General features: G+C 55.0%; 14 protein-coding genes and 1 pseudogene. 3 read left to right on the top strand and 12 right to left on the bottom strand.

All coding sequences use genetic code 11. From position 1 onward, the window contains the following. The first annotated feature begins 6 nt into the window (after positions 1-6). Positions 7-841, top strand: a pseudogene (locus tag OGY07_RS23495) (PocR ligand-binding domain-containing protein). Here the strand turns inward: OGY07_RS23495 and cobA are convergent. After that, positions 820-1,599 (bottom strand): uroporphyrinogen-III C-methyltransferase, encoded by a 780-nt coding sequence (gene cobA, locus OGY07_RS18090; protein ID WP_286602188.1) that lies wholly within the window; start codon positions 1,597-1,599, stop codon positions 820-822. The pseudogene OGY07_RS23495 and the gene cobA overlap by 22 nt on opposite strands. Before the next feature lie 405 nt (positions 1,600-2,004). Here cobA and OGY07_RS18085 point away from each other — a divergent pair, with 405 nt between their 5' ends. Then, positions 2,005-2,913 (top strand): LysR family transcriptional regulator, encoded by a 909-nt coding sequence (locus OGY07_RS18085; protein ID WP_042285301.1) that lies wholly within the window; start codon positions 2,005-2,007, stop codon positions 2,911-2,913. A gap of 61 nt (positions 2,914-2,974) precedes the next feature. Here the strand turns inward: OGY07_RS18085 and cobO are convergent, their stop codons facing one another. From cobO to OGY07_RS18030, 11 genes are all read right to left on the bottom strand, one after another. After that, positions 2,975-3,577 carry a cob(I)yrinic acid a,c-diamide adenosyltransferase gene (gene cobO / locus OGY07_RS18080; RefSeq protein WP_042285298.1) on the bottom strand — a complete coding sequence of 201 codons (603 nt, stop codon included), beginning with the start codon at positions 3,575-3,577 and terminating at the stop codon, positions 2,975-2,977. 9 nt (positions 3,578-3,586) lie between these two features. Beyond that, positions 3,587-5,239 (bottom strand): class I fumarate hydratase, encoded by a 1,653-nt coding sequence (locus OGY07_RS18075; protein WP_286602184.1) that lies wholly within the window; start codon positions 5,237-5,239, stop codon positions 3,587-3,589. A gap of 103 nt (positions 5,240-5,342) precedes the next feature. Further along, positions 5,343-6,344 carry a glutaminase A gene (gene glsA, locus OGY07_RS18070; RefSeq protein ID WP_286602182.1) on the bottom strand — a complete coding sequence of 334 codons (1,002 nt, stop codon included), beginning with the start codon at positions 6,342-6,344 and terminating at the stop codon, positions 5,343-5,345. Positions 6,345-6,461: 117 nt separating this feature from the next. Next, positions 6,462-7,775 (bottom strand): dicarboxylate/amino acid:cation symporter, encoded by a 1,314-nt coding sequence (locus OGY07_RS18065; RefSeq protein ID WP_042285290.1) that lies wholly within the window; start codon positions 7,773-7,775, stop codon positions 6,462-6,464. A 163-nt stretch (positions 7,776-7,938) separates the two neighbouring features. Continuing rightward, a complete protein-coding gene (locus OGY07_RS18060) occupies positions 7,939-8,259 on the bottom strand; it encodes a DUF4387 domain-containing protein (protein WP_060568870.1) in 321 nt (106 codons plus the stop codon). Further along, the gene (locus OGY07_RS18055; RefSeq protein WP_060568869.1) at positions 8,256-9,626 is read right to left on the bottom strand and encodes an acyclic terpene utilization AtuA family protein; all 1,371 of its coding nucleotides are present in this window, start codon (positions 9,624-9,626) and stop codon (positions 8,256-8,258) included. The genes OGY07_RS18060 and OGY07_RS18055 overlap by 4 nt, the downstream gene beginning before the upstream one ends. Before the next feature lie 3 nt (positions 9,627-9,629). After that, the gene (locus OGY07_RS18050; protein ID WP_042285281.1) at positions 9,630-10,871 is read right to left on the bottom strand and encodes a methylaspartate ammonia-lyase; all 1,242 of its coding nucleotides are present in this window, start codon (positions 10,869-10,871) and stop codon (positions 9,630-9,632) included. After that, complete coding sequence (locus tag OGY07_RS18045; RefSeq protein WP_042285278.1) at positions 10,871-12,316, bottom strand: methylaspartate mutase subunit E; 1,446 nt, start codon at positions 12,314-12,316, stop codon at positions 10,871-10,873. The genes OGY07_RS18050 and OGY07_RS18045 overlap by 1 nt, the downstream gene beginning before the upstream one ends. Before the next feature lie 18 nt (positions 12,317-12,334). After that, positions 12,335-13,723 carry a methylaspartate mutase accessory protein GlmL gene (glmL, locus tag OGY07_RS18040; RefSeq protein WP_060568868.1) on the bottom strand — a complete coding sequence of 463 codons (1,389 nt, stop codon included), beginning with the start codon at positions 13,721-13,723 and terminating at the stop codon, positions 12,335-12,337. Then, positions 13,723-14,172: a methylaspartate mutase subunit S gene (glmS, locus tag OGY07_RS18035; protein ID WP_042285273.1), complete on the bottom strand. Its 450-nt coding sequence runs from the start codon at positions 14,170-14,172 to the stop codon at positions 13,723-13,725. The genes glmL and glmS overlap by 1 nt, the downstream gene beginning before the upstream one ends. A gap of 485 nt (positions 14,173-14,657) precedes the next feature. Continuing rightward, on the bottom strand, positions 14,658-15,377 hold the full coding sequence (locus OGY07_RS18030; protein ID WP_060568867.1) for a GntR family transcriptional regulator: 720 nt from the start codon (positions 15,375-15,377) through the stop codon (positions 14,658-14,660). 172 nt (positions 15,378-15,549) lie between these two features. On the opposite strand from OGY07_RS18030, the gene mngA reads away from it, so the two are divergent. After that, positions 15,550-17,472: a PTS 2-O-a-mannosyl-D-glycerate transporter subunit IIABC gene (gene mngA / locus OGY07_RS18025; RefSeq protein WP_286602724.1), complete on the top strand. Its 1,923-nt coding sequence runs from the start codon at positions 15,550-15,552 to the stop codon at positions 17,470-17,472. Positions 17,473-17,478: the final 6 nt, after the last annotated feature.

Genomic DNA, 17,478 nt, shown 5'->3' with positions numbered 1-17,478 from the left:
CGTAACGTGCCTCAGCATATTCAGGACGATGTCTTACACACTTTTTACTCACTGGCAGAGGTGTTTTCTAAGGCGACCGGACTCGCCGCCGTGGTGGTAGACATAAATGGTCTGGAAATCTCTGCCTGTCATAATTTTAATTCGTTCTGTTCATTACTGCGCGCCAATCTGCAATACCAAAAACTTGTCAGAAACGTGATAAATATTGTGCTTTTGAAGGGGTAAAAGAAGAAAAAATCAGAATACTCTGCTGTCATGCCGGGTTGAGTTTTTTCTCTATGGCGTTAATTCGTCAGGGGCATCTGCTGGGATTTATTATTTGCGATCAGGCGTGCGCAAAGTATCCGGAATATAAAACTATTGTCATCGATGACGATCGGCAGTGGGCTTTCGATCCTAAAATTAAATCAGCCTGGAATCAGATCGCGATTGTAGAAAATAATCATCTGGTGGCAGCGGCAAACCTGCTCAGCTTTATTATTAACAATCTCAATCCGGTTCAGCGTAAAACGGTGGACACCGCTGATGCGCAGTAGAACGACCTGCGTCTGTCAGCAATGGAACTTTCTCGCCACGAAAAGAAACGGGTCGCCGCACATGTCTGTTTTAGCGCCAACTACTTTAGCCGTTTCTTTAAGAAACGGCAGGGAGCGAATTTTAAAACCTGGGTGAGCCAGAAAAAATGCAGTGGGCGAGTGAGTTGCTGTGCGATCCGTAGAACTCTATCGACAGCATCGCCCGGAAACTTCAGTATGCGCAGACGAGCTATTTGTGTCGGGTGTTCCGGGCGGCTCACCAGACGTCTCCGCAGTTATTCCGTCATGAACACCTTTCGCTGTAGGCGCGTTCCATCACCTCTGGAATAAAAGAGAGTCGGTCGCTCAGACGGACAACATCACCAACCACAATCAGTGCCGGTGGCACAATATTCGCTTCCTGCGCTTTCGTGAGTAATGTACCGAGCGTACAGGTTAAGCGCCGCTGATTGTCCCGGGTAACTGACATCACAATCGCCGCGGGCGTGTCCGGTGATTTGCCTCCCATTAGCAGTTCTTCACAAATAAATGGCAGGTTTGCGATCCCCATAACAATCACCAGCGTGCCGTTGAGCTTCGCCAACTGCCGCCAGTCCTGCTGCTGATTACCTTCGCGGGTATGTCCTGTCACAACATGAAAACCCGATGCCAGATCGCGGTGAGTGACTGGGATCCCGGCGCAGGCCAGCCCGCCAATGGCGGAACTGATCCCCGGCACCACTTCGAAGTCAATGCCTTCTTCGACCAGACATTCCACCTCTTCGGCACCGCGGCCAAACACGTAAGGATCGCCACCTTTCAGGCGCACAACGTTCCGATGTGCTCGCGCATGCTGGATAAGCAGGGCATTGATCTCCTCCTGAGGAACACTATGATAGCCCGGACTTTTGCCAACGTTGATGCAGGTACAGCTCGCTGAGCACCACTCAAGCATTTTAGGATTGACCAGCCGATCGTAAATGATGACATCAGCCTGTTGAATACACTGCAGGGCTTTAAGGGTCAGTAAGCTGATATCACCAGGGCCTGCACCAACCAGCCAGACTTTTCCGGAGTTTTTCATATGTCGTCCTTAATTATTGTCGGGAAAAACGGTAAAAAGAGTAAAAGCAGATAAAAAAACGTCATCGTTTGCTTATCGTTTAGTGAGCTGAATTCTCCTGAAATAATAAGTAAATAATATTGATTAAACCCGCAAAGTTTTTTCGCCAATAAACAAGTTATCTTGAAAAATTATTAAGAACTTATTGGCGCTATTTGTCGCATAATAACCTTATTTAAATTGTGTTTATGGCCAGTTTTGCGTATTATTGGTTATTATTTGTTCGACTCCTGTGTGAATAAACCATGGAGTGGATCAATGACATACAGGTAGGAAATAAAATATAACTCTTAGGCCAATCGGGAGTCGGTTGCATTTATTTTTTATAAATTAAACTATTTTTGTACGCGGCATATGGAAGACGTTATGAGAGGAAAGATACCAAAGACTGAATTACTGGTGACGTTTGAAGTGGTGGCACGTCATGAAAGTTATACGCGTGCGGCGGAGGAGTTAGCATTAACGCAAAGTGCAGTATTTCGCCAGGTGAATGCACTTGAGGATTTTCTGCATACTGCATTATTTAATCATGCCAAAAAGCGGATTTTTTTAAACGAGGCCGGGAAGCATTATTTGAGCATTGTTAAGGAAACGCTCAATAAACTTGAGCGTGATACTAATACCATTATGACCTGGCAGCCCACGGTCGAAGTCATTGAACTGGCGGTCAACCCGACCTTCAGCACCCATTGGCTGATCCCCAATCTGCGTGAATTCAACAAACTTAACCCCGATATTATCGTTAATATTCACTCGCTGGCGAACATGGGCGATTTCCTCAACCGTGAATATGATGCGGCCATTATGCGTGAAGACTTCTGTTCGCCGTGGTCAGAAGTGGAGTATCTGTTCGAAGAGGAGATCCTCCCGGTTTGTAGCGGCAGTCTGCTGTCACAGCCTAACCAGAAATTGGCGGTTGAAGAGTTGCTCAATGAGTTTCCCTTGCTGCATCAAAGTACGCGAATTAACGGCTGGCAGGAGTGGTTTGCCCTGTCAGATGTCAGTAGCCCACGGGTCAACAAAGGCCCGCGTTTTGATCTGCTGTCGATGCTGATCGCCGCGGTGCGATCGAATTTGGGGGTTGCGCTGCTCCCACGGTTTGCGATCCAGCACGATCTGGATAACGGTGACATGGTGATCCCTTGCGATGTGCCCATGCGCACGGGTAATCGTTTCATCATGACCTGGCGGGAAGAAAAAGCGGAATCCCGTCATTTACAGGTTTTCCGCGAGTGGCTGTTACAAAAATCGGTGGTATCTCACCTGGAACGCTGACGGCGGATGACGGGCAAACGGGAAGCCGGATAAGCGCATGCGCCATCCGGCAACGATGTGACTACCAGTCAATGCCCACCTGCGCCTGAATACCGCTGTCAAAAGCATGCTTCACCGGGCGCATTTCACTGACCGTATCCGCAAGATCCAGCAGCCGCGCGTGGCAGCCGCGACCGGTGACGATCACGCTCTGCTGCGCCGGACGCGCCGTTATGGCGGCGATCACCGCGTCGGTATCAAGATAGTGATACGCCAGCATATATGTGAGTTCATCCAGCACCACCAGATCGTACTGCGGGTCGGCCAGCATCCGCTGCGCTTCTGTCCAGACGACAAGCGCCGCCGCGATATCCGCCTCGCGGTTTTGCGTTTCCCAGGTAAACCCGGTACCCATAATGTGGAATTCGACGCCCAGCGGATGCAGGGTGTTGTATTCGCCATTGTCCCACTGGCCTTTGATAAACTGCGCGACGCCAACGGTTTTACCGTGGCCGACAGCGCGCGTGACGGTGCCGAACGCGGCGGTGGATTTCCCTTTACCGTTGCCGGTAAAAACAATCAGGATCCCTTTTTTCCCGGTGGCCGCGGCGACCCGGGCCTCGACCTGTTCTTTCAGCTTTTGCTGGCGCTGGCGATGCCGCGCATCGTTGGCTCGCGTTTCCATAGACGCTCCTTAGTGCCCCGCCGGGCAGGTTGCGCACCGGTGCTGCTGCTCAAACTGACTGAAGAAGTTATTTCCTTTGTCGTCAACCAGCACGAAAGCGGGCAGGTTTTCAACCTCCATCATCCAGACCGCTTCCATTCCCAGTTCCGGATATTCAAGACAGCGCAGGCTTTTCACGTATTGCTGCGCCAGCAGAGCTGCGGCACCGCCAATGCTGCCGAGATTAAAGCCGCCGTGTTTGTGGCAGGCGTCAGTAACCTGCTGGCTGCGGTTGCCTTTGGACAGCATGATCAGGCTACCGCCCGCCGCCTGGAAAGCGTCGACATAGCCGTCCATGCGCCCGCCGGTGGTTGGCCCGAGCGAGCCGCAGGCCATATTGTCCGGCGTTCTGGCCGGACCGGCGTAGTAGACAATGTGGTTACACAGGTACGCTGGCAGCGGTTCGCCGCTGTCGAGTCGTGCTTTGATTCTGGCGTGCGCAATATCGCGGGCAACCACGATCGGACCGCTTAAGGAGAGGCGGGTACCGACGGGCAGTCGGGACAGATCGTGCAGAATTTCTCGCAGGGGACGGTTCAGCTCCAGCTTCACGGTCTGTGCGCTGTTCTCCACGCGACAGGACTCAGGAATAAACTTGCCCGGATGATGTTCCAGTTTTTCCAGCCAGATACCGTGTTTGTTAATTTTTGCTTTGATATTACGGTCCGCCGAGCAGGAAAGGGCCATCGCGATCGGACAGGAGCCGCCATGGCGCGGCAGACGGATAACGCGAATATCATGAGCGAAATATTTACCGCCGAACTGCGCGCCAATACCAAATTCACGGCTGGCGTTGAGCAGGGTCGTTTCCAGCGCCGTATCGCGGAACGCCTGCCCCAGTTCGTTACCGTGAGTGGGCAGATTGTCGTAATACTTCGTCGAGGCCAGCTTCGCGACCTTCAGCGCCTGATCCGCTGACAGACCGCCGACCACAAAAGCGATGTGGTACGGCGGACAGGCGGCGGTACCGAGTGATTTCATTTTTTCTATCAGGAAGGCGGTCAGTTTTTCCGGTTGCAGAAGCGATTTGGTTTCCTGGAACAGTGCGGCTTTGTTGGCCGAACCGCCGCCTTTGTTGACGAAAAGGAAATGGTATTCGCTGCCCGGCGTGGCGTTGATATCGATCTGTGCGGGCAGGTTGGTCTCGGTATTCACTTCGCGATACATATCCAGCGGCGCGTTTTGGGAATAGCGCAGGTTATGCTCCTGAAAGGTGGTGTAAATGCCTTTGCTCAGCGCTTCGGCGTCATCGCCGCCGGTCCAGATCCGTTGCCCTTTGCTGGCGACTACCGTCGCGGTGCCGGTATCCTGACAGTTTGGCAGTACGCCTTTCGCCGAGACCTCGGCATTACGTAGCAGTTGTAGCGCGACGTATTTATCGTTACTGCTGGCCTGCGGGTCGTGCAGAATGCTGGCAATCTGTTTCAGATGGCTGGCGCGCAGGAAGAATGACGCTTCATAAAATGCCTGCTGCGCCAGCAGCGTTAACGCCTCCGGCGCCACTTTGATCACTTCCTCACCGTCAAGCTCGCTTACCGTAATATGCTGATTACTGAGTAGTTCATATTCTGTGCTTTCTTTGCTTTGTACAAAGAGTTCCTGCCAGACAAAGGGTTTAGACATAGGACTTCTCACCTTTCTGTTTTTTTGCCGGATGGCGGCGTTTGAACTGTAAAAAATGAACGAGTCGTAGGCGGATAAGCGCAAGCGCCATCCGCTACGGGGTTTAACGTGTCATAAAAAGATTGGCCTGCGTGGCGTCAGCAACATAGTGGATGGTTTGCTGTGCGCGAACGCTGTTACCCGCTTCATCCAGCGGCGGCGAATAGACGGCAATGGCGTATTGTCCCGGTACGACCGCAACCATGCCGCCGCCCACCCCGGATTTCGCCGGGATACCGACGGTATAAAGCCATTTGCCGCTGCCGTCATACAGTCCGGCAATCGCCATTTCCGCCAGCACCTGCGGTACATAGCGTGCATTCAGAAGCTGCTTGCCGTTGAAGGGGGATTTACCGTTATTGGCAAGCACCGCGCCCATTTTGGCGAGCTGTTCAACGGTGACATCCACCGAACACTGGCGGGTATAAATCTCAACGGCCTCGTCGGTATCGCCGTAGAGGCTGCCGTATGACGCCATCAACGCTGCCAGTGCCTGATTGTGCTGGTTGGTTTCCATTTCCGAGGTGAATACCGGTTCATTGACGGTGAGGGTTGCATCGGCCCAGGCATTGAGGTTGTTGAGAATTTTGTTCCAGCGGTCCGTTTTGTCTTTCGCGTCAATCAGGCTCACGGTGCTGATAGCGCCCGCGTTGACCAATGGATTCTCCGGCGCGCCTTTGGTCAGCTCAACAGCAAGGCCGGAGTTGAAGGGCAGGCCAGTCGCGTTGGCACCGAGTTTCTCCAGCACCACGTGCGGGCCATGCTGTTCCATGGCCAGTGCCAGCGTGAACACTTTGCTGAGCGATTCCATCGGAAACGCTTTTTTCACATCGCCCGTCTGGTAAATTTTACCGTCCACCGTGGCGAGGGTAATGGCGAAATTAGCGGGGCTGTAGGTTGCCAGCGCAGGAATGTAGTCGGCGACTTTTCCGTCTGCGTTACTTTTGAATTTCTGGTGCGCCTGTTCAATCAGCGCGGCATAGTCCGGCGCAGGCTGTGCCAGCACAGGGGCGTTGAAATACAGGCTGGCGATAATGATAGCTGAGCCAAAAAGTTTCACGTTCATGGTGCAATCTCGCTCGACAAATTACGCCGGAAGACGGCGTTGCGCCTTATCCGGCCTGGAAAAATGTGCGATTCGCAGGCCGGATAAGCAGTGGCGTCATCCGGCATTGTTGCGCGCTCAGGACATGGCCACTTCTGACGGCTCAGTCGCTGGACGTTCCTGCTCGGGGGCCTTAACCGGCGCGGGCGCGGTGCCGCGACAGCCTTCACCGAAGTGCTCGCCTTCCCAGCGGCCAACGATCGCCGCGCCCATTGCGTTACTCATCACGTTGGTGGCGGAGCGGCCCATATCGAGGAACGGATCGACGCCCATCAGCAGGATCAGCCCCGCTTCAGGGATGTGGAACTGGTTGAGGGTGGCGGCAATCACCACCATCGAGGCGCGTGGAACGCCCGCCATGCCTTTAGACGTGAGCATCAGGATCAATAGCATGGTGATTTGTTCGCCCATGCTCAGCTCAATGTTGCACGCCTGGGCGATAAACACAGTGGCAAACGAGCAGTAGGCCATGGAACCGACAAGGTTAAAGGAGTAACCAATCGGCAGGACGAAGCTGGCAATTTTGGACGAGACGCCGAATTTTTCCAGTTTGTTCAGCGTGCCGGGGAAGGCGGCCTCTGAGCTGGAGGTGGTAAAGGCCAGCAGCGCCGGTTCGAGGATGGATTTGGTCAGGCGGCCAATGCACGGACCGACAAGCATTGCCGACAAGCCAATCAGGATTGCCCACAGCATCCCCAGCGTCAGGTAGAACTCGCCCATAAAGATCCCGGCGCTCACCATGACGCCCAGTCCGCGTTCGGCAATCAGGCCGGAGATCGCGGCGAAAACCGTCAACGGAGCGAACAGCATGACATAGCCGGTCAGTTTAAGCATCACGTGAACCAGCGAGTCGAGCACTTTGACGATCGGTTCCGCTTTTTCGCCTATCGCCGCGAGGCTACAGCCGAGGAAAATGGAGAACACCACGATTTGCAGGATCTCGTTACGCGCCATCGCATCCACGATACTGGTGGGCACCGCATGGGAAATAAACACCTTCAGGGTAAACGGTTCTGACTGGACGGCGGCTACGGCGCCCGCGTCGTGGGCGACAAAGTTAATGCCTGCCCCCGGCTGGAACAGGTTGACGATCACCAGACCCAGCGCAATTGACAGCAGCGAAGCGCAAATAAACAGAAAAAAGGTTTTTGAAAAGATACGTCCGAGCGTCTTTGCGTCGCCCATTTTGGCGATACCCACCACCAGCGTTGAAATAACCAGTGGCGCGATAATCATTTTAACCATGCGCAGAAATATGGTGGTAAAAATAGAAATTTCCTGCGCATAGGTTTTTGCAGTATCGGCTGATGCCATATTATTAATAGCCACCCCGGCAATCATGCCGAGAATCAGGCCTAATATGATCATTTTGGTCAGACTTATTTTTTTCATTTTCACTCCATCGGATACGGATAAGGGTTGGCGGCAGCAGGAGAAGGGGCGTCCGCACCGCAGCAGCAGCCGGACGCCAACCTGTTGTGACCAACCATTTAAATAAACTGGAATACAGTGATACAGCGAAACCCTGTACGCCGGTGGATGTTATTGTTATTAATTACTCAAGGTCGAATGTAATATTTAACAGCGGGGCATGTTGCTGTGCGCCATAAACATCATTGTCGCCAACATTGCCGGAAATAATATCGCGAGGCATGACGATTTTTACTGCATTCGCCGGGTCAAACCAGACAATGCGATGAATAAAGTCAGGCGCCACGTTATACAGGCCGGCAATTAACTGTGGCGTTAATTGCTCTGAACGTTTAACCCGCTGATAGTCTTCACGTGTTTTAAATAAAATATCTAACACCAGTTCGTACGGCCCGGCATTTTTAGAGCGAATCACCTGAGCCAGGGTGCAAATAGGGTATTTCATGCCGTTACTCCTTCTGGCGTCACCTGCTCGAGGCGGAAGTCAAAACGCAGATCGTCGCTCGCTTCAATCAGATGATAGACCGAGAACTCATACACCGGCCCGCTCTGGATATCGGAAGGCGAGAACGGGAAGGCGAGGTTGCCCGCGGTGGCGATCCGGTTTTCATAGCCGTAGTGGAGCAGGGTAGAGCGCACCAGCGAACAGACGCTGTTGGCGATATCCTGGGTCGGCGCCACCACATCCAGCAGAATGCCCAGCTCATGCCCGGCGGTGTTGACCGGCTCATGGTTGCCCATCACGCCGTTTTTGCCGTACAGGTGAAACGTCATGCGAATGCTGTCGTCATTTAGCGAGAGGTTTTGCGCCACGCTGGCTTTCACGTCTTCCAGAATGGTATCAATTCCGGCAATCATGATCGGATCGCGCGTGCCGGCGATGGTCAGGCAGCGGAATCCTACCTGGCGCGCCCCTTCCAGCTTCAGCGCATACGGCGTGGTTTCGTGACGTGAACCGCTAACGTACACCTCGCCATCGTTGACCGCTTTAAAATGACAGCCTTTCAGATTCAGCACCCCGCCAGGCCCCGGCAGGCTGTAAGGATCGGACTTCTCATACAGGGTGTGCGCCGCGGCTGAGGTTTCGGTGAACTTCCGCTTCGGGTTGAACGTTTTCAGGGTGAAGCCGTTGTCGTCAATGATCCCCATCGCACAGTCGGAACCGGACCCCGGCGTGGCGGCAATCGCCGCGCATTCAAGGATTTTCCCGCAATGCAGCGCCAGGCCTTCATCGAATCCCTGCATAATGGGCAGGGCTGCGAAGCACGCCGGATCGTAAGCACGTCCCCCCAGCACGACCTGCGCACCGGCGGCGAGCGCACGCTGGAAGGGCTCTACGCCCATTTGCGCCACGATGTAGGTGCTCTCTTCAATCGCCTCATGGGTGAGTTCGGGAACGAAATCCAGCGCGGTGATCTTGCCGTTGTCCAGCGCCGCATGCACGATCGCTTTATCGACATCCGCAGGGATCAGCGCCAGCGAGAATGACAGGTTTTCTTCCTGCGCGATCTCGAGAATTATCTGGCGGCACCATTCCAGATGCGGCGCCGCGCCGGACCCCCCGGCGGTGCCAATCACCACCGGGATGTTGTTTTTCACGCCAGCGACGATCATATAGCGCAGATCGCGCTTCACGCCGGCCCTGTCGGTAAACGGTTTACCCGCCCCCAGGTAGTGGGGGCCAGGATCGGAAGAACCCGCGTCAACGGCGATCAGATCCGGTGACGCTTCCATAGCTTTGCGAAAACTGTCTTCCGGGAAGCCATAACCGAGAATGGCCGTCGGTGATAAGATCTTAAAAGTACGGGCCATCAGTTAATCCTTAGTCTGTAACAGCGCGATAGTGCGGTTCATTTCGTTAAACACAATGTTAAGACCTTCATCGAAGCCCATGCCCGGCTTGATCAGCATGCGCATTGGCCGCGCGGCGAGCGCCACGTGAACGCAGGTACGGGCGCTGATTTCGGTTTCGTTACAGGTGCCGCCCTGGTAGGCTTCCATGCCGTGTTTGTTGCAGTACAGCACCGCGTCAACGATGTTGTGAATGCCGCCGAGATCCGGGGTTTTGATCTGTACCATGTGGCAACTGCCGGCATCGGTGAAGTCCACAATGTCCTGGTAGGTGTTACACCATTCGTCCGCGACAATTTTTACCCCTGAGCCCAGACGGGTCAGCTCTTTGGTGATGGCGGTCAGCATGCGGATCTGATCCGGCTTGTTACCTGCATCCACCGGGCCTTCAATGTACAGCGGCAGCCCCTGCGCCTCTTTTTCAAGGCTGGCGATGTACGCAGCGCAGCGTACAGGATCCATATCGAAAATCAGGCCGATAGTGCCGTAAACGTCAATGTGCAGCGTCGGGTGATAGCGCGGGCTGGTGCGCAGGGTCAGGATGCGATCCGACAGCCAGCGCACGTACTCACGCAGTTTTTCACCGTGGAAGCCAAGTTTTTCTTCGACGTTGTTGATCAACGCGTGAGGCAGGACGTCAACGCCTTTCAGGATCATCTTGTCGACGGCGATATAGCGGTCATCGCCGCTTTGTCCGAATAAGGGAATGGCTTCCGGGACGCACGGCAGTTGCCATTCGTCACATACCACTTCCGTTTTCAGGCGACCGGAGGCCAGCGCCGTGGCGTCAAGCAGCGCCTGGGACAGGCCGTAACGTACGGCGGTATGCAGCAGCTTACCGTCGATACGCAGCTTGTCGAAGAAGCGGGCGTTGGGCAGAAACGCGTCCACATCACGGCCTTCCAGCAGCGGTTTAATATGATCGTTAAGGAACGGAATAAAATGCTCTGCGAGGAACAGCGGGTCGCGGCCACCCGCGCCGGAGTACTGCACGGCGGCGCAGTCGCCAACCGCCACCGCGCCATTTTCCAGAATCAACTGGACCGATACGCATTCGCCCGCCTGACGCACGGCGCTAAAGCCTGGCGTAACCGGCGCGCCGGTGTAAATAAACCCGTCATGACCCGCGCCGTTTTTGATCGCCTGCTGATCGTCGAAATAAAAAGAGGAGTAGCCAGCGGTGAAAAGGGCCTTTTTGATTTTCATTATGGTCTTCCTATTAATTGACTGTGGGATACCGCGTTGATGTCATCAACAACCATCTGGAATGAGGGTTTACGTCCTTCAAAGCGCGCGCGCTCGGCAACATAGTCATGGTGCAGCGCGAGAATGTCTTTCGGTAGCGGCACCGCGCCGGCTTCGAGTACACGGATCGCGCCGCTGTTATCGCGTACCGGCAGGATTTTGCCCGCGTTACAGGCGGCAGGCGCGAACGGCACATCCAGCACCCCGGCTTCGAAGGCCAGCACCGTTCCGCGCGCCACGTCGCCGTTGCCCAGTTCAAAGACTTTCTTCAACACCGCGCGCACTTCGCTCTTAATCAGCTCGACTTCCTGCTCGACCGCTTTACACGGCGGGAATTTCTGGTCGCTGACCATGTTGAGCATCTGGCGGGACGCCTTCAGCCCCTGCACGTTCGCCGCTGCGGTAGGAATTCCAAAGGCTTCGTGCGGGCTTTTGGTGATGACTTTGGTGGCGCCAGCCATACCCGCCACCGCCGCTCCCCAGGAGATAATGGCGAACGCTTTCGATTCATCTTCCGGGAAGCCGCCCATCCACTGATGGAACACGGTGCTCAACTCATAGTCATCGAAACCGTAGTTCTGGAAGTATTCGTGGGATAGCTCGCGCAACGACTGGATCGCCGCAACATCCTGGGTCAGACTGCCGACCTGTCCGTAACCCACGGTAATGGATTTCACTCCCTGTTCCAGCGCCAGTAAGCCTTCGATAATCGCTACGGCGTGGGACATAAACGGAGGGATCAATGTGCCGGTCAACGGGCCGAACGGCTCGCGGTTAATGCGTATGCCGTGTTCCTCGTACAGCCCCATCAGGCGGTCGCAGTACTGCCAGTCGCGGATCGATTTTTCCAGCGTGACGCGCTTGGCGTAAGGAATGTTGTAAGAGATGCCGCCACCTTCGTAGCTGGTGAAGCCGCTGGCCATTGCGATTTCCGCCAGCAGGCGGGCATCCGGCGTACCGTGGCGTACCTGAATCGGCTTTTCCAGCGCTTCGGTCATCCGGCGGCAGGCCGCTACGCCGTGGTTTACCACCGGTAAGCCATTAAGTTTTGAGGTGCCGGCTTCGATCGATTTTTGAATGCCGATCGCCGCTTCTTCATAGCGGTTCAGACGGGTGTAGGCATCAATGGTGCTGGGCAGAAGATCGCACTCCGTTTGCAACGTTTTCAGCAGCGCAATGTGTTCGTCCATTAACGCCACGCCCGCGCGCGGCTGGCTCAGGGTTTTTCCCTGCTGATCGGCTTTTAGCAGGGCATGAGAGAAGCGTTTTTTCTCCGGGATGGTCTGCTGGTACTTCACGCCATCTTCAAATTGTTCGACATCTTTACCGGTTGACCACGTCTGCAACACCTGGTGCCGTTCGGTCATAAACTCGTCATGGGTCAGTTTTTTATTTCGAAGTTCCATTCGTCGCTGCCTTTGGGATTAGAGGGTTAAACAGTGAATGCTGGTGCGTGCCGCGGCCTGGGGATCGATCCTGGCGACGTTCGCCAGCAGCGGGAGCAGACCTTTTGCATCGCGGTAATAGTCAAACTGGGTGGGAAGAAGAATGCGCCTGCCGTCGTCGTCCAGTTCGCGGTACTTAAGCCAGTGATGAATGTCGAACTGACTGGCGCGCGACAGCCAGCCGCCGGATCCCACCACTTTACGCACCGTGGTCAGATCGCGTCCCATCTGGAGATCGACGTTGCCCACGCAGGTGCAGACCTGTTTTTTCGTGCCGGCATGCCGTTCTGCGGCATAGCCGACGCACAGTCCGGCTAACAGGCTGTCGAAATAACGCTCCTCCTCCCCCTGCGGCAGGTAGTCCGGATGGGCCACCAGATGACGCAGATAGCCAAAGAAGGCCTCCTGGCGCTGCGGCTGCCGGGCAAAAACGACGTTGACCAGATCCCGGGTGCTCTCACCCACCACCACCGCGGAGACGCGCATGCCCAGATCGCCTTCCACCGTGCGTTTAACAAATGGCTCCGGGACGCCATGCAGGACGGTGTCAGGGGAGAGCGTGTTGGCGCTGGCGGAGTAGACGTCGGTGGTGGCGCCGCCCATGTCGATCAGCATGAACTCCTTCCACGCGCTGTCGACATCGCTGATCGCTTTCACCAGTTCATACACGGTCCACGGCGTCGGCATTGGCTCTTCACCTGTTTCGCCGACAATCACATCCAGCCCTTTTCCTTTGACGATGCGTGACAGGAACACGTCGCAAATCGCTTTGCGCGCGGCATACGGGTTTGGGTGATCGAGATCCGGCAGAATATTGTCCACCGTGATGAGATCTTTATGGCCCAGAATCGCCTGGATCTCGTCCTGAATGTCGCGGTTACCCGCGTAGATGATGGCGCAGTCCAGACGCGAGTTCGCCAGCGCGTGGGCATTAGCCAGACCGTAGCTCTCTTCACCGCCGTCAGTTCCACCGGTAAACAGCAGGATGTCAGGCGGCGAGGCTTCCAGCGCCTGAATGTCGTGGCGGTTGAGCTTGTAGGCGTAGTACTGCGCGATTTTCGCCCCCGCAGAGTGGGCGGTGACTTTCGCGGATTCCAGGGTGATTGAAGGCACCAGCCCCATCGCCGCGACGGCCAGCCCGCCTTTGGCGGAAGAGGAATATTTCAGCGTCACATCGCCGCTGTTGAGCAGCGGGCGCGCATCGTCCACGTTCAGAACCTGGTTAAGGCTGGCAAAGAAACCTTCTGCCAGATGGTGAGTCGTGGTCGGCGTCAGAACATGATTGACCAGTGTGAGTGCGTCGCCCTCCCTGGCAAAGAGAGCTGCTTTGGTCCACGTCGAGCCGATGTCGACAGAGACGATTTGCATCAGATGGCCTCTTCCAGACAGCGCTGCGCGACGCCGTGGCGCTGGTTAATATCGGCGGCCATTAACCGGCACACATCTTCCAGGTCATGGCTTGGCGCGAAGACACGGTTAAAGCCCATGTCTTTGAATTTCGCTTCCACATCGGCAAAGTCATGTTTACCGACAACCAGATTTCCGCCCACATAAAGCAGAATCTCGCCAATACCGCGTTCGATGCAGCGTTCGCGTAGCCCCAGACAGTCAATGTCACCGTGGCCATAAATAGAGGAAACGACAATGGCGTCGGCGCCGGTTTCGATGGCGGCGTCAATATATTCATCCTGGCTTACCATAACGCCCAGATTGATTACGCGAAAATCATGGGCAGTAAAAACACGGTCCAGAACTTTATTGCCTACTGCATGGCAGTCAGCACCAATGACGCCAATAACAAGAGTTGATTTCTTCATGGGTAATCCTCTCCAGGACTCAGGGTAAAAATAAAAATGATGATATATGGCGCCCTCTGGGGGGGCGGCCTTTAATAGTGAGGGAGTGTCCTGGGGCGGCGTTATCGATGCAATTGATCTATTTTCAAAAAATCATGCGTAAAACGGCGATACTGGATGCTGATAAAATTTAACCATAAATATCAGGTGGTTAAATTTTATTTCCGAGTGGGAATATATTTATATAACCATAATGGTGAAAAACGAAATGTCACCTTTGTGATCTGAATCTTATTTATAATCAGCAACAAAAATATTCATGAAAAATAATGAAAGCGAGAGAATTGTGAGTAAGGTAACGGAATTTAAAAAGTGCTTGAGATACGGCATTTATTGGTTGTTAATAAAAATAAACAAATGCTAATGATTTGTTTTTTATCGCCGTATAACGTGTTTTATCGCGCAGCGCATCACTTTTATTTATCGCCTGTGGCGCAAGGGAAATTTTAACGCTGCTTACGACGGGCGATCAGGGTAAATTTATAATCGTCGGTATTGAACGCATTTCGACTGTATTCAAATATCCGGCCATCTTTCAAATATCCGCGCGAGACTTTTTCCAGAATCGGCTTGCCGGGATCGATAGCCAACAGTCGGCTCATCTCCTCGGTGGGCATCACCGGGATCAGCTCCTGCTCGCTTCGGTCGATCACCATTTGCTTCACCTCTTCGATGAAATGGTACTTCGATTTTTCCATGACTTCCCAGGTCAGATCCGGGAACAGGGCCAGCGGCATCCAGGTTTCTTCCAGCGTTACCGGTTTTTGCTTGATAAAGCGCACCCGCTTGACGTGCCAGACGCGGCTGCCCTGGGCAAGCTGGAGCTGTTCCTGCAAAAAGTCATCTGCCGGGATCACTTCAAAGACCCGTACTTCACTGTGAGTGTCGACGTTACGGTCAGCGAGCTTCTCATAGAAGCTGGTTAACTGATAGATGTCGTAATTAACCCGCTCCGCTTTCACATAGGTGCCGCTACCCTGGATGCTTTCGACAATATGCTGTTCCGTAAGCTGCCTGAGCGCCTGGCGCACCGTGACGCGGCTGACGTTAAACGTTGCCTGCAGCGCGGATTCCGTCGGCAGGGCGTCGCCTGGCTTCAACTCACCTCGCTGAATTTGCTCAAGGATACGGTCTGCGATCTGGCGGTATAGCGGCTTTCGGCTCATGGTTTTCCGGGAAGGTTAATACGAATTCGCTCATTATGCCTGACATCCCGGCGCTGTAAATAATACAAATTTAATACAAATTATCGCGCAATAGTGAAAATGATCACATAAATGTATTATTTCGTCTGGCACAATTCTTCGCGCATAAAACCACCACAGGGTGAGGAACATGATGAACCTGACAACGTTAACCCACCGCGATGCGCTGTGCCTGAATGCCCGCTTCGCCAGTCGTGACGAGGCAATCACCGCATTAGCGCAACGGCTAACGGCGTTGGGTAAGATTGCCGATCCCCAGGCGTTTTTAACGGAGGTCTTTTCCCGCGAAAGTCTCGGTCCCACCGCGCTGGGCGAAGGGCTGGCAGTACCGCACGGTAAAACGTCCGCTGTGAAGGAGGCCGCGTTCGCGGTGGCGACCCTCAGCGAACCACTGGAGTGGGACGGTGTCGATGGACCCGAACCGGTGGAACTGATCTTTCTGCTCGCCATCCCGCAGAATGAAGCGGGCAGTACGCATATGCACTTGCTGACCGCGCTTACCACCCGTCTGGTGGACGACGAGACGCGGGCACGGGTGATGGCTGCCGAAAGCGCAGACGCGTTGCTGGCGGCGCTGGACGACGAGGTTCATGCTGCATTCACACCGCCGCTGGCGCAGGCGCCAACGCTGGTCTGCGTGACCGCCTGTCCGGCGGGGATTGCGCATACCTATATGGCCGCGGAGTATCTGGAAAAAGCGGGTCGTAAGTTGGGCGTGAATGTGTATGTCGAAAAGCAGGGCGCTAACGGCATTGAAGGCAGGCTGACGGCGGACCAACTGAATGCGGCTACGGCGTGTATTTTCGCCGCTGAGGTGGCCATAAAAGAGAGTGAACGCTTTGCCGGACTGCCGACGCTTACGGTACCGGTCGCGGAGCCGATTCGCCATGCGGAGCAACTGATCCAGCAGGCGCTGGCGCTACCGCAGCGTGAAACGTGCGCGCTTCAGCAGGATGCGCCGCCTGCGAAGGGGCTAAAAACCGAACTCAAACAGGCGCTGCTGAGCGGCATTTCATTCGCCGTGCCGCTGATCGTCGCGGGCGGCACCGTCCTTGCCGTCGCGGTACTGCTGGCGCAGATGCTGGGGCTGCAACACCTTTTCGATCAGGAAAACTCCTGGCTGTGGATGTACCGTAAACTGGGCGGCGGAATGCTTGGCATTCTCATGGTGCCGGTACTGGCGGCCTATACCGCCTATTCGCTGGCGGATAAACCCGCGCTGGCGCCGGGCTTCGCCGCCGGACTGGCCGCTAATATGATCGGTTCCGGCTTTCTTGGCGCGGTAGCGGGCGGGCTTATCGCCGGATACCTGATGCGCTGGGTGAAAAATCATCTCCGGCTGAGCAGTAAGTTCAACGGGTTTTTAACCTTCTATTTGTACCCGGTCATCGGCACGCTCGGCGCGGGCAGCCTGATGCTGTTCGTGGTTGGCGAGCCGGTGGCGTGGATCAACAACGCGCTGACGGCCTGGCTGAATGGCTTAAGCGGCGCCAATGCGCTGTTGCTTGGCGCTATCCTCGGCTTTATGTGCTCCTTCGACCTGGGCGGGCCGGTGAATAAAGCTGCCTACGCCTTCTGCCTGGGCGCAATGGCCAACGGCGTTTACGGGCCTTACGCCATTTTTGCCTCCGTCAAAATGGTTTCAGCCTTTACGGTAACGGCCTCCACGCTACTCTCGCCACGTTTGTTTAAAGAGTTTGAAATCGAAACCGGTAAATCTACCTGGCTACTGGGGCTGGCGGGGATCACCGAAGGGGCTATCCCGATGGCGATAGAAGATCCGCTGCGGGTCATTAGCGCTTTTGTCCTCGGGTCGGTGGTCACCGGGGCGATCGTTGGCGCCATGAATATTGGGCTGTCGACGCCCGGCGCAGGGATTTTCTCCCTCTTTTTACTCCATGATGGCGGATTAGGCGGCGTCATGGCGGCGGCAGGCTGGTTTGGCGCGGCGCTGGCGGGAACGTTGATTTCCACGCTGATTCTGCTGCTCTGGCGTCGTCAGGCGGTGAAGCAGGGCAAGTACGTCACCGACCGCGTGCCGGTAAACACTCACTAACAGGAA

The sequence above is a fragment of the Citrobacter sp. Cs237 genome, from assembly GCF_030332325.1.
In the GTDB taxonomy this organism is placed as follows: Bacteria; Pseudomonadota; Gammaproteobacteria; order Enterobacterales; family Enterobacteriaceae; genus Citrobacter_A; species Citrobacter_A sedlakii.
Note: the sequence above shows the minus strand (reverse complement) of the source record. Positions and strands in the feature narration are given on the sequence as shown.

Coding starts and splice junctions, on each gene's coding strand:
- OGY07_RS18045 (WP_042285278.1), bottom strand. CDS start 12,316: ATGGAACTTCGAAATAAAAAACTGACCCATGACGAGTTTATGACCGAA.
- OGY07_RS18060 (WP_060568870.1), bottom strand. CDS start 8,259: ATGAAATACCCTATTTGCACCCTGGCTCAGGTGATTCGCTCTAAAAAT.
- OGY07_RS18085 (WP_042285301.1), top strand. CDS start 2,005: ATGAGAGGAAAGATACCAAAGACTGAATTACTGGTGACGTTTGAAGTG.
- OGY07_RS18065 (WP_042285290.1), bottom strand. CDS start 7,775: ATGAAAAAAATAAGTCTGACCAAAATGATCATATTAGGCCTGATTCTC.
- mngA (WP_286602724.1), top strand. CDS start 15,550: ATGAACCTGACAACGTTAACCCACCGCGATGCGCTGTGCCTGAATGCC.
- OGY07_RS18075 (WP_286602184.1), bottom strand. CDS start 5,239: ATGTCTAAACCCTTTGTCTGGCAGGAACTCTTTGTACAAAGCAAAGAA.
- OGY07_RS18050 (WP_042285281.1), bottom strand. CDS start 10,871: ATGAAAATCAAAAAGGCCCTTTTCACCGCTGGCTACTCCTCTTTTTAT.
- OGY07_RS18030 (WP_060568867.1), bottom strand. CDS start 15,377: ATGAGCCGAAAGCCGCTATACCGCCAGATCGCAGACCGTATCCTTGAG.
- OGY07_RS18055 (WP_060568869.1), bottom strand. CDS start 9,626: ATGGCCCGTACTTTTAAGATCTTATCACCGACGGCCATTCTCGGTTAT.
- glmS (WP_042285273.1), bottom strand. CDS start 14,172: ATGAAGAAATCAACTCTTGTTATTGGCGTCATTGGTGCTGACTGCCAT.
- cobO (WP_042285298.1), bottom strand. CDS start 3,577: ATGGAAACGCGAGCCAACGATGCGCGGCATCGCCAGCGCCAGCAAAAG.
- glmL (WP_060568868.1), bottom strand. CDS start 13,723: ATGCAAATCGTCTCTGTCGACATCGGCTCGACGTGGACCAAAGCAGCT.
- cobA (WP_286602188.1), bottom strand. CDS start 1,599: ATGAAAAACTCCGGAAAAGTCTGGCTGGTTGGTGCAGGCCCTGGTGAT.
- glsA (WP_286602182.1), bottom strand. CDS start 6,344: ATGAACGTGAAACTTTTTGGCTCAGCTATCATTATCGCCAGCCTGTAT.